The 15849-nt window shown below is 38.9% G+C and carries 15 protein-coding genes; 12 read left to right on the forward strand and 3 right to left on the reverse strand.

Annotated features, from left to right (window positions below; translation table 11 throughout):
* The first annotated feature begins 224 nt into the window (after window positions 1-224).
* The gene (locus ACYTR8_RS06990) at window positions 225-500 is read left to right on the forward strand and encodes an HU family DNA-binding protein (RefSeq protein WP_003044261.1); all 276 of its coding nucleotides are present in this window, start codon (window positions 225-227) and stop codon (window positions 498-500) included.
* A 195-nt stretch (window positions 501-695) separates the two neighbouring features.
* Here ACYTR8_RS06990 and ACYTR8_RS06995 read toward each other — a convergent pair whose 3' ends face one another.
* Together ACYTR8_RS06995 and ACYTR8_RS07000 are read right to left on the reverse strand one after the other, a co-directional pair.
* Window positions 696-1886 carry an MFS transporter gene (locus ACYTR8_RS06995; protein WP_479641918.1) on the reverse strand — a complete coding sequence of 397 codons (1191 nt, stop codon included), beginning with the start codon at window positions 1884-1886 and terminating at the stop codon, window positions 696-698.
* A 69-nt stretch (window positions 1887-1955) separates the two neighbouring features.
* Entirely contained in the window at window positions 1956-2828 is an 873-nt protein-coding gene (locus ACYTR8_RS07000; protein WP_479641919.1) for a helix-turn-helix domain-containing protein, read from the reverse strand.
* Window positions 2829-3044: 216 nt separating this feature from the next.
* On the opposite strand from ACYTR8_RS07000, the gene ACYTR8_RS07005 reads away from it, so the two are divergent.
* Together ACYTR8_RS07005 and ACYTR8_RS07010 are read left to right on the forward strand one after the other, a co-directional pair.
* Entirely contained in the window at window positions 3045-4907 is a 1863-nt protein-coding gene (locus tag ACYTR8_RS07005; protein ID WP_111717044.1) for a heavy metal translocating P-type ATPase, read from the forward strand.
* Window positions 4908-4977: 70 nt separating this feature from the next.
* The gene (locus ACYTR8_RS07010) at window positions 4978-5151 is read left to right on the forward strand and encodes a hypothetical protein (protein WP_014612444.1); all 174 of its coding nucleotides are present in this window, start codon (window positions 4978-4980) and stop codon (window positions 5149-5151) included.
* A 57-nt stretch (window positions 5152-5208) separates the two neighbouring features.
* Here the strand turns inward: ACYTR8_RS07010 and ACYTR8_RS07015 are convergent, their stop codons facing one another.
* On the reverse strand, window positions 5209-6144 hold the full coding sequence (locus ACYTR8_RS07015; protein WP_479641920.1) for a dihydroorotate oxidase: 936 nt from the start codon (window positions 6142-6144) through the stop codon (window positions 5209-5211).
* Window positions 6145-6383: 239 nt separating this feature from the next.
* Here ACYTR8_RS07015 and ACYTR8_RS07020 point away from each other — a divergent pair, with 239 nt between their 5' ends.
* The 9 genes from ACYTR8_RS07020 (at window position 6384) to ACYTR8_RS07060 (ending at window position 15610) form a co-directional block, all read left to right on the forward strand.
* Window positions 6384-7079, forward strand: a complete 696-nt coding sequence (locus tag ACYTR8_RS07020; RefSeq protein WP_003051611.1) for a phosphoglycerate mutase — start codon at window positions 6384-6386, stop codon at window positions 7077-7079.
* A 109-nt stretch (window positions 7080-7188) separates the two neighbouring features.
* Window positions 7189-7710: a transcription repressor NadR gene (locus ACYTR8_RS07025; RefSeq protein WP_111717040.1), complete on the forward strand. Its 522-nt coding sequence runs from the start codon at window positions 7189-7191 to the stop codon at window positions 7708-7710.
* Window positions 7711-7811: 101 nt separating this feature from the next.
* Window positions 7812-8354 carry a hypothetical protein gene (locus ACYTR8_RS07030; RefSeq protein WP_111717038.1) on the forward strand — a complete coding sequence of 181 codons (543 nt, stop codon included), beginning with the start codon at window positions 7812-7814 and terminating at the stop codon, window positions 8352-8354.
* 126 nt (window positions 8355-8480) lie between these two features.
* Complete coding sequence (locus tag ACYTR8_RS07035) at window positions 8481-9251, forward strand: formate/nitrite transporter family protein (RefSeq protein ID WP_003051604.1); 771 nt, start codon at window positions 8481-8483, stop codon at window positions 9249-9251.
* Between the two features lie 106 nt (window positions 9252-9357).
* Window positions 9358-11412, forward strand: a complete 2055-nt coding sequence (pbp2b, locus tag ACYTR8_RS07040; protein WP_479641921.1) for a penicillin-binding protein PBP2B — start codon at window positions 9358-9360, stop codon at window positions 11410-11412.
* 11 nt (window positions 11413-11423) lie between these two features.
* Window positions 11424-12020: a recombination mediator RecR gene (recR, locus tag ACYTR8_RS07045; protein WP_003057983.1), complete on the forward strand. Its 597-nt coding sequence runs from the start codon at window positions 11424-11426 to the stop codon at window positions 12018-12020.
* A 171-nt stretch (window positions 12021-12191) separates the two neighbouring features.
* Complete coding sequence (locus ACYTR8_RS07050) at window positions 12192-13238, forward strand: D-alanine--D-alanine ligase (protein WP_269760257.1); 1047 nt, start codon at window positions 12192-12194, stop codon at window positions 13236-13238.
* 205 nt (window positions 13239-13443) lie between these two features.
* Window positions 13444-14811: a UDP-N-acetylmuramoyl-tripeptide--D-alanyl-D-alanine ligase gene (locus tag ACYTR8_RS07055; protein ID WP_269760256.1), complete on the forward strand. Its 1368-nt coding sequence runs from the start codon at window positions 13444-13446 to the stop codon at window positions 14809-14811.
* A gap of 103 nt (window positions 14812-14914) precedes the next feature.
* Window positions 14915-15610, forward strand: a complete 696-nt coding sequence (locus tag ACYTR8_RS07060; protein ID WP_111717030.1) for a TMEM164-related integral membrane acyltransferase — start codon at window positions 14915-14917, stop codon at window positions 15608-15610.
* The last annotated feature ends 239 nt before the right edge of the window (window positions 15611-15849 follow it).

The following is a 15849-nucleotide window of genomic DNA, read 5'->3' on the forward strand; positions in this document are numbered from 1 at the left end:
GAAAGATTATTTAGTCCAATTATTTGGAGAAAGAGGCTAAGCAGATGATTGATTTAAAAAGGAATCTTTTCAAAATTGATGTCCGGGCACAAAAGGATGAAGAGAAAGTTTTCATGCGTACGGCGTGGCCAAATAACGTTAAATACTTGACCTAATCGCTTTTTTTAGATATGATAATATCTGTTAAAGCATTAAGCTTACTAATTATTTGGAGGATTTGTTAAATGGCTAACAAACAAGATTTAATCGCAAAAGTTGCAGAAGCAACTGAACTTACAAAAAAAGATTCAGCAGCAGCAGTTGATGCCGTATTTTCTGCAATTGAAGCTTTTCTTGCTGAAGGTGAAAAAGTACAATTAATCGGTTTTGGTAACTTCGAAGTACGCGAACGTGCAGCTCGTAAAGGTCGTAATCCACAAACTGGTGCAGAAATCGAAATCGCAGCTTCAAAAGTTCCAGCCTTCAAAGCTGGTAAAGCTCTTAAAGACGCTGTTAAATAATTGCATAGATAAAAACCCATTGTACAAGCGTTATAGCCTGTGCAGTGGGCTTTTTTGTATGTTTAGCTATGAAATTAGTAGTGTTTCATGGTGTCAGCTATCGTTGCGCTTCTTGCTATGGTCATGTGAATAACAGCTTAAAAAGGTTCTGCGCGTCACCTGAATTGTTATAGTAAAAAATTTTTGATAGTGGTGTTACATGAAGTGTTGACGGGCGTAGACATAGGCTAACAGGGAAGTGAGGCTTATGCCAAATCCGATTAGGGAAAAGCTAAGAGGGTTAACAGACATTGGCAAGGCTGTCATGAGGATGGTAGCTAAGGGCATCAGTAAAACGGCAAGGGTAAAAATAGAACTAAAGACACGTCCTAATAAGGCTTTTGGGACCTTTTTTTGAACCATGGAAAAGAAGTGAATGTTAAAAATGGTTAGAAAACATTCAAACCAAAAGTTACCAGAGGCTATGACTAAGGTAGAAACCTTAACAAGATGCAATGGAGTAAGCATCGCAAGTCCCAAACCACTAATTCCTAAAGCGATTAAGAGACTTTGGTAATTATTTTTGAAGTATTTGTTAGCAAAAAGTGCTCCTAAAATGGCTCCCACAGCTCCAAGTGACAGCATGGTAGCGTAACTAGAGGAACGATTAAACAACTGATTGGAGAAGGGGAGAAGGTAATTAAAGGCAGCAATAAAAAAATTAACCAGGGTTGCGATTGTAAGGAGAAAGAAAATCTCTTTTTCTCGGTGAATAAAGTCTAAGCCTTCTTTTATATCTGTCAGTAAATGCCTAATACCGATTTGACCAGATTTGGGCTGAAGATGAGTTTCTTTGGTGGTGATTGACCATAGGCAGACGAAGGAAAGGGCAAAACTGATACTATCTAGCAGCAAGGCGGGTCTCAATCCGAGACGATCAACGACCCAAAAAGCCAGCAAAGGAGACGAAATACTAATGATTTGGGAAATAATTTCCAAATGTGCATTAAAGTCCACTAACCTTTCTTCCTTAACAAGGGTGACAACATAGGCACGAAAAGAGGTACCAGAAAAGGCATGTGAGATGGCTAGAATGGCATTGACAGTAATAAGACCAAACAGCATGCCTTGCTTGCTAGGCATGAAAGCTAATAAGCCACAGGCTATGGCTCCGATAGCATCAGTCCATAACAGAATCTGTCGACGTTTATAACGATCAGCGATAGCACCACCAATTGGGTTTAAAAAGAGAGCAATCAGGCTATCAACTAACTGGTAATAACCGAGGTATTTTTGCCCTACTACACCTAGACCAGCTATCCAACTGCTATTGCCATAATCGTAAATCACATTGCCAATCTTGTTAACAGCACGACTTGTTAAGAGTCGGTATTCATTTTTTGTCATTAGAAAACCTCCACAGTAAAGTGATGTTATTATAAATCACTTTTAGGAGGTTTTTGATTTTTTTGCAAATTAGGTAAGAGGTTTAACAAATCGTTCAAAGTCTGAGCGGTAATTATGAGCCATATGAGGACAATCCAATGCTTCGAAAATATCAATAGCTTTTGTCATTTTTTGAATACCAGCTAGGCAGTCCCCAGTTAAATAGTCTTGTAAGCCTTGTAAAAACAAGAAGATGGTTTTTTCATATAATTTGGTCTCATTTGTCAATAAAGGTTTTAGCTGGTCTTGGTAATAAGTGGCATAGGATAGAGCCTGTCGGTGCAGACACGTCTCCCAGATATTTAAGAGGGTAATGGTTACTAAATGCTTATGACTGGAAATATCTTGATAGTAATGGTGATTGTTAAGAATCTCTCGTCCCATTCTGTCGAGCAGTGGTATATCGATAAAGAGATAAAGATTGCCAATCAAAATGAGTTCGTAAATCTGCAACTGCTCAGTGCTAAAGAGATAATCAGTAACGTCATCAAGATAAGCTTTGGGAAAAGGAATTGTTGGGTCACACTTACAAATAAATCCTTGTAGTAAAATAACGTTTAAATAATACCTTTTCCAATCAGGCTGCTCTTGGTATTTCCGTTTTTCTTCCTCCTGCAAAGCTTTAAATCCCTCCACATCACGGGCATATTCAAGCGGAATTAAATGTGACATAAAACGAATCTGCTCAGTTTTTTTGAAGTCAGAAGCGGCATCCATAAATTCTTTTACTTCAACATGCATCCTATCTAAGGCAACTAAAAATTTATTGAGGGAAATATCTGACTGTCCCCTTTCAAAACGTGATAATTGTGACAGTGAGACAGAGTCTCCTGCAATTTGTTGTAAGGAAAGGTTTCGATTTAGCCTTAACTCACGAAATGTTTCTCCTAACGGTTTTGCCATGCGGTCAATCCTCCTCCTAACAGTATAACATTTCCTTAGTTTGGAATAGGATTTTCTCGTATTTGCAAATGGTAGCTATGAGATTTTTCAAAGAGATGATTAACTAAAAAAACTTTATTTAGAATTGTTCTAAATTACTTGACTTATCTATTTAGAATTATTATAATTAATATATCTTAAAGATTGAGAGAATTATTAATTGTGAGGGAAACTAAAATGACAATCAAAGCATGGATCATAGACCATCTTCATCTTATGGAGACTTTAGCCTGTCTGGTATTAATCATTATTGGCTTAGCCTTTCTTGGACCATTGCCACATGTTGCCTCTGCCATTTTTATTTTGGCTTTCTTAATTGGAGGTTACGAATCTGCAAAAGCTGGCTTATTGGATTTGGTGCAACATAAACATTTGTCAGTAGATGTTCTGATGATTTTAGCTGCTATCGGTGCTGGAATCATTGGCTACTGGTTGGAAGGCGCTCTGCTGATTTTTATCTTTTCTTTATCTAATACCCTTGAAGAAATGGCCATGGAAAAAAGTAAAGATGCTATTTCTGCCTTAATGTCTTTAACGCCAGATACAGCACGTCGTTATCAAGAAGATGGTAGTATTGTAGACGTTGATACCAAGCTTTTGACTATTGGAGATCGTTTGCAGGTTCGTAAAGGCGAAGCTGTTCCAATTGACGGGGAACTCTTGAGTACTTTTGGTCAATTTGACGAGTCTATGGTTACTGGTGAGCCGATTACTGTTGATAAGACAAAAGGTCAAGAACTTATTGGAGGAACCATTAACCAAGGGCAAACGATCGATATGTTGGTTACTGTTGAAAATGACAATACCCTTTTTGCTAAGATTGTAAGTTTGGTAGAATCTGCCCAAGGTCAAAAGAGTAAAACAGCTACCTTTATTGAGAGTTTAGAAGATAGCTATGTTAAATTTGTCCTTGTCCTTGTCCCTGCCTTTATTCTCTTTAGTCATTTTGTTCTTGCTTGGACCTGGTTGGATGCTTTTTATCGAGGGATGATTCTATTGACAGTTGCCTCTCCTTGTGCTTTGATTGCTAGTTCAACACCTGCTAGTCTTTCAGCGATTTCTCGTGCAGCCAGAAAGGGATTGATTATCAAGGGCGGTGACATCGTAGATAACATGGGAGATATTCAGGCTGTCGTGATGGATAAAACTGGAACCCTAACTCAAGGCAAACCATCTGTCGTAGCTGCGCATTATTTAACAGATGAATTACTTGTGAATAGACTGGTAAAAGGAGCCGAATCTGCCAGTACCCATCCTATTTCTAAAGCCCTACTTGAACACACTGAAGCAGTAGAAGCACTGAATTTTGACCAATTAGAAGAGATTTCTGGGAAAGGATTCCAAGGGTTCTATCAAGGTCAAGAATGGCGCATTGGGAAGAAATCCTTTATTTTAGAGATGGTGCCAGATCTTTCAGCTTTTGAAGAAACGATTCAGGTAGAAGAAAGTCAAGGGAAAACTCTTATCTTTGTTTCTCGCGATAACCAACTAGTAGCCTACTACGCTTTGTTAGATGACATCAAATTAGAGTCAAAACGTGCCATTGAAGCTCTTCATGCTATGGGAATCAAGACGGTCATGTTAACAGGGGACCAAGAACGAACTGCTAATTATGTTGCCCAAAAGCTTGGTATTGACGAAGTTGTTGCTAATTGTATGCCTCAAGATAAGGTCGCAAAACTAACAGAACTCAAAGCAAAATATGGCTTTGTTGCCATGGTAGGAGATGGCATCAATGATGCTCCTGCCCTTGCTCAGGCGGATGTTTCTTATGCTATTGGATCAGGAACAGATATCGCTATGGAAAGTGCAGACAGTGTGATTATGGATGACTTGACTCGTATTCCTTTTTCGATTCAACTGTCACGCAAAATGAAAACCATTGTCAAACAAAATATTGTGTTTGCTTTGTCTGTTATTACTCTATTGATTTTAGCTAATGTTTTTCAAGTGGTAAACTTACCTCTTGGGGTAGTTGGGCATGAAGGATCAACAATCTTAGTAATTTTGAATAGCTTGCGGTTACTTTCTTATAAGTAACAGGAAACTTGCTTGAAGACGTGAAAGTGTTTATAATAATAGTGAGATTGAGGAAAGAGAAAACCATTCTATGTTTACTATTATTACTATTGGCTTAGCTGTATTTTCAATAATCAAAATCATCTTGTTTTTCTATTCATATCAACGATTTGAGCGCAAGCAAAAAAGGAAAGTTGAATCAACTGACCAGCAAAAACAGGCCCAAGAAAATGATGCCGTCCCTTCAAAAAAATTTCCATTTTAAAAAGAAGCTTGGAAAGTGTACAAAGTACCACTCTCCAAGCTTTTTTGACTATTAAGATTAATCTCTGTAGCGTAATTTCCCACGAAAATCTGCTAAACGTTGGTAGCCTTTTTCTGCCATAATCGTTTTTAATTCCTTGGTCACCCGCTCAAAGATAGCCGGTCCTTCTTGATGAAGAGCCGTACCAATTTGAACCATACTGGCGCCACAAAGAATATGTTCAAAGGCATCGCGTCCTGTTTTAACTCCCCCTGTACCAATAATGTGGATAGTAGGTTTTAAGCGTTTGTAAAACGCATGGACATTGGCAAGAGCAGTAGGTTTAATATAATCTCCACCAATGCCACCAAAGCCATTTTTAGGTTTGATGAGGACTTCTTCATCCTCAAGTACTAGACCATTTCCGATAGAATTGACACAGTTAACAAAGGAAAGGGGATATTTATTGAAAATAGCAGCTGCTTGGTCAAAATGCACAATGTCAAAATAAGGAGGTAATTTGATACCAAGAGGTTTAGTGTAATAGGTAAAGATGTTCTCTAGAAGTTGATCAGTGGTTTCAAAATCATAAGCAATCTGTGGTTTCCCTGGAACGTTCGGGCAAGAAAGGTTTAGTTCCACTAGACCCTCATAATCTGAAGCCATGATGGCTTTTAAAATGGTTTCGGTTTCAGTAGGAGATAGCCCGACAACGGAGAGAAAATGAGGTTTATGTTGCCCGGTTTTGGCAAGATCACTGACAAAGTCTAAGTAGTAGCGAAAACCATTATTGGGGAGTCCCATCGAATTGATAGAACCGAGACTAGTATCTGCATAGCGGGGTTCAGGATTTCCTTGACGAGCTTCGAGCGTCCCTGTTTTGGTGACAAAGGAAGCGGCTTGAGACTTTTCAACCTCCATAAGCTCTTCTTTTGTCATGCAGTAAACGCCAGCAGCATTCATCAAACAGTTATCGAAAGAGAAATGACCAATTTGTGTAGCAGTAGAAACCATTATTTCCTCCATATTTTAGACAAATTTTTTCTATTCTACCACCGGATGTGAATAATAGCAAGATATTTTTTGAAAAAAATCCTTTTTATTAATAAATTTCCGAACAATGAATGTTTTCATGATATTCACAATAGGATTTTCAATAAAAGAAGGAATTGACTAGCTTTTTTACCCTATTTCTTGTAAAATAGAAGTTGTAAAAAGGTAGCAACCTTTAAATTAAAAGGAGATATTAACTAATGGTAAAATTGGTTTTCGCTCGCCACGGTGAGTCAGAATGGAACAAAGCTAACCTCTTCACTGGTTGGGCAGATGTTGATCTTTCAGAAAAAGGAACACAACAAGCAATTGATGCTGGTAAATTGATCAAAGAAGCAGGCATTGAATTTGACCTTGCATTCACTTCTGTATTAACACGTGCAATTAAAACAACTAACCTTGCTCTTGAAAATGCTGGTCAATTGTGGGTACCAACTGAAAAATCATGGCGTTTGAACGAGCGTCACTATGGTGCTTTAACTGGTAAAAACAAAGCAGAAGCTGCTGAACAATTTGGTGATGAGCAAGTTCACATTTGGCGTCGTTCATACGATGTTTTACCACCAGCTATGGATAAAAATGACGAGTATTCAGCACACAATGATCGTCGTTATGCTGATCTTGATCCAGCTCTTATCCCAGATGCTGAAAACTTAAAAGTAACCCTTGAACGCGCAATGCCTTATTGGGAAGAAAAAATTGCTCCAGCTCTTCTTGACGGCAAAAACGTCTTTGTTGGTGCACACGGTAACTCAATCCGCGCTCTTGTTAAACACATTAAAGGTCTTTCTGATGACGAAATCATGGATGTGGAAATTCCAAACTTCCCACCACTTGTTTTCGAATTGGATGAAAAACTTAACATTGTTAAAGAATACTACCTCGGTGGTGAATAATTGTGAAACCAGACTTTGGTCTGGTTTTTTCTTGTCTTACTTATGAGAGACAGGAGTTTCTTCTGAAAAATGTGGTATGATAGAACTAACTTGAAAAAAAGGATAGATTATGAAAGCAGAAGAACGTCGTCAAAAAATTATTGAGTACTTAACTGGCGAACAAGAGGCCTTGTCCGCTACTTATTTGGCTAAGTTGCTAGGTGTTAGTCGCCAAGTCATTGTTGGAGATGTCGCCTTACTTCGTGCCCAACAAATTGATATCATTTCAACTCCTAAAGGCTATATCATGTCAACAGCTCTGTTTAGTCACCAATTTTGTGCCCGCATTGTCTGTCAACACGGTTTGGCAGAGACAGAAAAAGAATTGCAAATCATTTTAGCGCATCAGGGAATTATTACTACTGTTGAAGTAGAACATCCTATTTATGGCATGATTACAGCCCCCTTGAATATAAAAAGTCAGTCTGATGTGACTAACTTTATGAAAAAACTAAACCACTCTAATGCTGAATTGCTATCATCTTTGACAGAAGGGTTGCACAGCCATTTGATTTCCTGCCCGAGTCAAGAAGCTTTTGAAGCAATGTCCCAAGATTTAGAAGCAGCGGGCATTCTATATACTGGTCGGTAGAGAGTCCAAAGAATAAATAGCAATCGGAACAGCGGATTGCTTTATAGGTGTCTTGACACTTGTAAACCAATGCGTTATACTATCTCTTAAAAGGAGATATAATGACTAAAAAACCAACACAATTAATTGCCTATGTTTCGATCTTAGTTGCTTTTGCTATTTTAATTCCAATGATTATGCCTCTTAAGCTGATTATCGGCCCAGCCTCTTTCACACTGGCTAGTCATGTTCCCTTATTTCTAGCTGTTTTCATATCTGTTCCTGTGGCTCTTTTTGTAGCCCTTGGAACGGGGCTAGGTTTTTTATTGGCTGGCTTTCCCCTTATTATTGTCTTGAGAGCTTTTTCGCACCTTTTGTTTGCTGTCTTGGCAGCTTGGTGGTTGAGCAAATCCCCTCAAACGATTAAATCTCCACTCAAAACCTTATGGTTTGCCTTTTTAGTCAATGTTCTTCATGGATTGACTGAATTTGTGGTTGTCTATGCTATGACAGCAACAACTGCAACCTCTTTATCCTATTTTTGGTCAATGTTTGGCCTGATTGGTGTGGGGTCTCTGATTCATGGCATGGTAGATTTTTATCTTGCTTTAGCTCTCTGGAGATTTTTAGCTGCTGAATTAGACTTATCCATTGCAAAACCTTAGCTAGGTAGTCTTGATGGCTCCTCCATCTATAAAACTGGCCCTTTCACTATGGAAGGGCTTGCATTTTTTTAAAAAATTGATATACTAAAAAGTGCATTTGTGAATACGATAACAAAAGGAGATGTAATGAAAACACCAGAACAGATTTTAGCATCAACAATTCATATTGGCGAGCATAAGATTAGTAAGCCATTTCTTGCCAAGTCTATTTTAGGCTTTATTGGAGGCGCAATGATTAGTTTAGGCTACTTGCTCTACGTTAGGATTGCTGCTAGTGGTTTAGAGACATTTGGAGCTTTCTCGAGTGTTCTGGGGGCCTGTGCATTTCCAATTGGATTGATTATTATCTTGATGGCTGGTGGAGAATTAATTACAGGAAACATGATGGCTGTTTCAGCGGCCTTTTTCGCCAAAAAGATTAAAGCCAAGGACTTGATAAACAACTGGCTCATCATTACCTTATTTAATGTTATTGGTGCGGTATTTGTAGCCTTTGTTTTTGGGCATTTTTTAGGATTGACCTCGGCAGGAATTTTTAAAGAAGAAGTGATAGAAGTGGCTCATGCTAAGATAGCCGCAACACCTTTACAAGCCGTTGTATCAGGGATTGGTTGCAACTGGTTTGTGGGTCTTGCTTTATGGTTATGTTATGGCGCAAGTGATGCTACGGGTAAACTCCTTGGTACTTGGTTCCCTGTTATGACCTTTGTAGCACTTGGTTTTCAGCATAGTGTGGCAAACGCTTTTGTCATTCCAGCAGCAATTTTTGAAGGTGGAGCAACTTGGTTGGACTTTATCCTTAACTTTACCTTTGTCTATGCTGGTAATATTATTGGCGGAGCTATTTTTGTGAGTCTCTTTTATTTCAAAGCTTACTATCATCCTGAGAAAGCATAAGTTCAGATAAAATTTTTAGACTGGGAAGACTTTATTCCCGGTCTTCTTTTTATAATTTGTGATAAAATAAGAAGCGAAGTTTAAAAAGGAGGAGCAGAAGAACACAATGGCATCACTCATTACTAAAAATAAAGCAAGTATTCCGAGACGACTTCATCTCCTTTTTTTGATTATTGTCTTATTATTTGTCGGACTGATTTTACGGTTGGCCTACATGCAAATTTACACGACCTCTTTTTACGTGAGTAAGCTAAAATCTTCTACCGTTTATAAGGTTAAAGTGGCTCAACCTCGTGGGAAAATTTTTGATTTTAGTGGCAAACCCCTTGTCTCAAATACCATAAAAGATGTGGTTACTTACACCAGAAGTCCAAAAGCCAGTGCTAACGAACTGAAAGTTCTAGCTAGGCATCTGGCAAGTTATGTTTCGTACCCAGAAGCTAGCGTGACAAGCCGAGCTAAAAAAGATTTTTATTTGGCTGATCCAGATGTGTATGCCAAAATTGTTAAGAGACTTCCTAAAAAGGCTGTTCTAGACAGGTTTGGCAATCGCTTAACGGAAGCGACGATTTATGCCAATGCTGTTGCTTCTGTAAAAGAAAGTGACCTTCACTACTCAGATGAGGACTTGAAAACCATTGCTATTTTTAATCAAATGAATGGAGCGGCTGTTTTTACAACGGTTAATTTAAGAACCAATCCCTTAAATGAAGAAATTATTAAGAATATTCGGGCTAATCAAACAACATTACCAGGTATTGCTATTGGGACCGATTGGGAACGACAGGTTGCCAATACAAGCTTAACAGCCCTTATAGGAAAAGTATCTAGTGAGGAAGCTGGTCTTCCTAAAGAAGAAGTTAATCAGTACCTCAAAAAAGGGTATGCTATGAATGACCGTGTGGGGACTTCCTACCTTGAAAAACAATACGAATCCGTTCTTCAAGGGAACCACGTGATTAAAGAAATCAAGACTAATAAGGCAGGCAAAATCCTCTCTGAACAGCAACTTGATAAGGGAGAGCCAGGTAAGAATATCAAATTAACGATTCCTTTGGACTATCAGCAAGGCGTAGATGACATCATAAGGCGGTATTATGAGGTTGAAGTGGCCAGTGGTCAAGCGGATTATTCTGAAGGAATCTATGCTGTTGCGCTGAATCCAAAAACAGGAGCAGTTTTAGCTATGTCAGGCTTATCTTATAACAAGGAGACAGGTCAAGTGGATAGTGATGCTTTGGGAACTATTACCGACGTGTTTACCCCCGGTTCTGTTGTTAAAGGAGCTACTCTGGCAGCAGGTTGGCAGGCAGGAGCCATTGAGGGAAATGAGGTTCTTACGGACCAATCGATTCAATTTGGAGATTCTAAACCTATTAATTCTTGGTTTACAGCTGGACAGCTGCCAATCACTGCTAGCCAAGCTTTAGAATATTCTTCAAATACCTACATGGTAAAGTTGACCCTGAAAATGATGGGCCAAGAGTATTATCCGGGCATGTCTTTAACAAGTTCTGGAATGTCAGAAACCATGTCAGCGTTGCGAAAGGCCTACGCGGAATTTGGCATGGGTGTGCCAACAGGAATTGATTTGCCTGGAGAATCTAGAGGTTATTTAACGGACAATTACACCATTTCAAATGTTCTAAGCGAATCTTTTGGTCAGTTTGATAACTACACGACAATGCAGTTAGCGCAATATGTAGCCACTATTGCTAATGGTGGTAATCGGGTTGCCCCACATATTGTTGAGGGTATTTACCAAGATGATGGCAGCCAAGGACCAGGGCAGTTAAGTCAGGCAATTGAAACCAGCTTACTGAACAAAGTTCATTTATCAGGAGACCAATTGGCGATTATTCAAGATGGTTTTTATCAGGTGGTGAATAGTGGCAGTGGTTATGCCACAGGTCGAGAATTATCAGGTGGACCAGTTAGTATCAGCGCTAAAACAGGAACAGCTGAAACCTATGTTAAGGATAAAACAGGGCAACCTTTAGCAACTTACAATTTAAATGTTGTAGCCTATGGACCAAGTGATGACGCTGACATCGCTGTTGCAGTAATGTATCCACATGCGACCAATTCACTGGCTAAGGCACAGCAATTAATTGCTAAAGAAATGATAACACTATATATGACAATGTACGGAAACCAATAAAGGAGAATTGAGTGTTTTACCCAACCCCTATTGCAAAATTAATCGAAAGTTATTCCAAGCTCCCAGGAATTGGGGTAAAAACGGCAACCAGACTTGCCTTTTACACAATTGGGATGTCTGACGAGGATGTCAATGACTTTGCTAAAAATTTATTGGCAGCTAAAAGAGAATTAACCTATTGTTCCATTTGTGGCAACCTGACAGATGATGATCCTTGTTCTATCTGCACAGATACAAGTCGTGACCAGACAACGATTCTTGTGGTGGAAGATGCTAAAGATGTTTCTGCTATGGAAAAAATTCAAGAGTATCATGGTTATTACCATGTGCTGCATGGTTTAATTTCACCGATGAATGGTGTTGGTCCGGATGATATCAATCTAAAAAGTTTAATTACCCGTTTAATGGACGGTAAAGTGACTGAAGTTATCGTAGCGACCAATGCCACAGCTGATGGCGAAGCAACATCTATGTATATTTCACGGGTCTTGAAACCAGCAGGAATCAAAGTTACCCGCTTAGCAAGAGGGCTCGCAGTGGGGTCAGATATTGAATACGCAGATGAAGTCACCTTGTTAAGAGCTATTGAAAACCGCACAGAACTTTAAGTGCTGGCAGAAAAAGGCATTTTTGCTTCGTAAAAGCCTCAAGAGGTCAAGAGGTTTTAAAGATTACCTCAAGTAACTTCAACAGAGATAACTATTATCAGAAGATTTTGAAAAGCCTCCTCCTTTTTGCTATAATAAGGAGACATTTAATTCAGTTAGGAAAGGTTAGCTATGTCTAAACAAACGTTAGTTCTATTATACGGAGGCCGATCAGCAGAACGTGAAGTCTCAGTGCTTTCAGCAGAGAGCGTGATGCGAGCAGTTAACTATGATAAGTTTTTGGTGAAAACTTATTTTATCAGTCAGACAGGCCAATTCATCAAAACCCAAGAATTTTCAGAAAAGCCAGCAGCCACAGAACGCTTGATGACCAATAGTACGATTCAGTATGAGCAGCAGATTAAGCCAAGCGATATCTATGAAGAAGATGCCGTTGTTTTTCCAGTTTTACATGGACCTATGGGAGAAGACGGCTCTATTCAAGGTTTTTTGGAAGTGTTACGAATGCCTTATGTAGGGACTAACATTCTCTCATCCAGTGTGGCTATGGATAAAATCACCACAAAACGTGTCTTAGAGTCGTCAGATATTCCTCAGGTGGCTTATACTGTTTATATTGATGGGCAGGACTTAGAAGCTTGTTTGACAGAGACGCTAGCTACCTTAGCCTTTCCTATTTTTGTGAAGCCAGCTAATATGGGCTCTTCAGTAGGTATTTCTAAAGCCCAAACAAAAGAGGAATTAAAAGAGGCTATTCAATTAGCACTGACCTATGATAGCCGTGTCTTAATTGAACAAGGTGTGGTTGCAAGAGAAATCGAAGTTGGTCTTCTTGGCAATACAGAGGTCAAGTCAACCTTACCTGGCGAAGTCGTTAAGGATGTTGATTTTTACGACTATAAGGCTAAATACATCGATAACAAAATTACCATGGCTATTCCTGCCGAAATTGATCAGGATACGATGACTAAGATGCGCACTTATGCTGAATCTGCCTTTAAAGCTTTGGGAGGCTGTGGCTTGTCTCGTTGTGACTTTTTCTTAAGTCAAGATGGACAGATTTACCTCAACGAACTAAACACTATGCCAGGCTTTACTCAATGGTCTATGTATCCCCTTTTATGGGAAAATATGGGATTGGCTTATTCTGATTTGATAGAGGAACTGGTCACATTAGCGCAAGAAATGTTTGATCAGCGCGAAAGTCACCTTATTTAAGGTTTATACATCACTGAACTGACTTGCTTATTAGGATGGGACGTGGAACATCGCCAAGATGTTTTCCGCTCCCCATCCTTTTTGAGGTTTTTAGAAAGAATGGCAGGGCGGTAAAAGGACTTGGACATTTTAGAAAATTTTCTAATATTTTATGCTATAATAGAAAGGAAATTGTAAAAACAAGTGTTCTTAGAAGGAAAACAAGATGAAACTAACCTTACATGAAGTGGCTAAAATTGTTGACGCCCAAAATAATGTATCTGATCTGGACGACGTCCCTCTGAATCAGATTGAGTTTGATAGCCGTAAGATTACAGAAGGAGATCTTTTTTTACCCCTTAAAGGCGAGAGAGATGGCCATGATTTTATTGATTTAGCTTTCGAAAATGGAGCAGTTGCTACTTTCTCAGAAAAAGAATTACCAGGTAAACCCCATCTTCTTGTTAACGATTGCCTAAAAGCTTTTCAAACGTTAGCCCAGTATTACATTGATAAGATGCGCGTGGATGTGATAGCCGTGACAGGTTCAAATGGGAAAACCTCTACCAAAGATATGATCAGCGCAGTCCTATCAACAACCTATAAAACTTATAAAACGCAGGGAAATTACAATAATGAAATCGGATTACCCTACACCGTTCTCCACATGCCTGAAGATACCGAAAAAATTGTTCTTGAGATGGGACAAGACCACATGGGAGATATTCATCTTCTCTCTGAAATTGCAAGACCCCGTATTGCTGTTTTAACTCTGGTAGGCGAAGCCCATTTAGAATATTTTGGGTCACGTGACAAGATTGCTCAAGGGAAAATGCAAATTGTTGATGGAATGGATTCAAATGGCATTTTAATTGCCCCAGGTGATTCGATTATCGATCCTTATCTTCCAGAAAACCAGATGGTCATTCGATTTGGTGACCACCAAGAATTGAATGTTACTGATATTCGAGAAGAAAAAGATAGCTTAACGTTTACAACAAATGTGTTAGCAACACCTGTGTCCCTACCTCTACCAGGAAAATACAACGCGACCAATGCTATGGTAGCAGCCTATGTTGGTAAATTGTTGGCAGTAGCAGATGAGGATATTATCGAGGCGTTAGAGTCTGTTCAACTCACTGCTAATCGTACAGAATGGAAAAAAGCTGCTAATGGTGCTGACATCTTATCAGATGTTTACAATGCCAATCCGACAGCCATGCGCCTGATTTTAGAAACCTTTGCTAACATAGCAAAGAACCCCGGTGGAAAAAAGATTGCAGTGCTAGCTGACATGAAAGAATTAGGACCAGATTCTGTTGCCCTACATTCGCAGTTAATCAAACAATTGTCACCTGATCGCATTGACCAACTTGTTTTTTATGGTGATGATATTCAAGAGTTAGCCCAATTAGCACATGAGTTTTATCCTGAAGGACATGTTCAGTTCTTCCAAAAAAATCAGCAAGAAGATCAGTTTGAAGACATGGTAAGACAGGTGCAACAATTACTTGCTCCCTCTGACCAAATTCTTTTAAAAGGGAGTAACTCAATGGGGCTGGCTAAATTGGTTAATCGTTTAGTTGAAAATTAAAGTGAAGACTTACCTTAGCCTTGCTTTTTAGAAAAAGCACAGAGAAGGGCTTGTTCTCTCATAAAGATTAAGGTATAATGAAAAAACGTAGAAAGGGATGGTTATGGATTTTTTTGCAATTGACCCGATTGGGTCACCTCACACATCACTTATTTTTTATGTGTCATCACTTTTGATAGCACCATTACTTGTCTTTTTGACACTTCAAGCTTATCAATCAAAACCTTATCGCTATTTTTTCTTGGGATTACAGTTATCACAGCTGATTGGTTTATACACTTGGTATGTCTTAAGAGGTTTTCCTTTAAATGAAGCCTTGCCTTTGTATCATTGCCGTATTGCCATGCTGGCAGTCTTTTTCCTACCGGATCGTAACAGTTTTAAACAATTGTTTATGATTTTGGGGATAGGAGGGACTTTCTTGGCCCTTTTATCGCCAGACCTCTATCCTTTCAAGCTATGGCACGTGGCGAATGTGGCATTCTACTTAGGTCATTATGCTCTCTTGGTTAATGGGTTGATTTATCTCTTGCGTTTTTATAATCCAAGCCAATTAAAGCCCGTTCTAGTATTACGCTATTTTGCAACTGTTAATTTCCTCCTCCTTATTGTCAGTCTCCTGACTAAGGGAAATTATGGCTTTGTAACAGATATTCCTGTTATCCATACCCGTCATTTGTTGCTAAACTTTGTGATTGTGACTGGAGGGTTGACTGGGATGGTTAAATTGATAGAATGGTCCTATGTGAAATTTGGAGAATCACAGCAACTAGAATTTGCCTATTCTAAGGAAAAGTAAGCCGTTGAAAAAGCACTTAAAATCAGCTATAATAAGAAGGGTCTGGGATTATTTCCAGGCTCGATTTTTTAGAAAAGATACTCATTGATAGCCTAAGATAAGTTATAATACCAGTTTTGAAAAACTTTAGAGGCTAATCGTATATGGAGAAGACCAATGTAGCCTAAATCTTTTGATAAACGAGTAATACCTAATGAAAATAACTCAGAGAAAAGCTCTGCCATTTTAATACACAAGGA

The sequence above is a fragment of the Streptococcus sp. F2 genome (assembly GCF_056500955.1).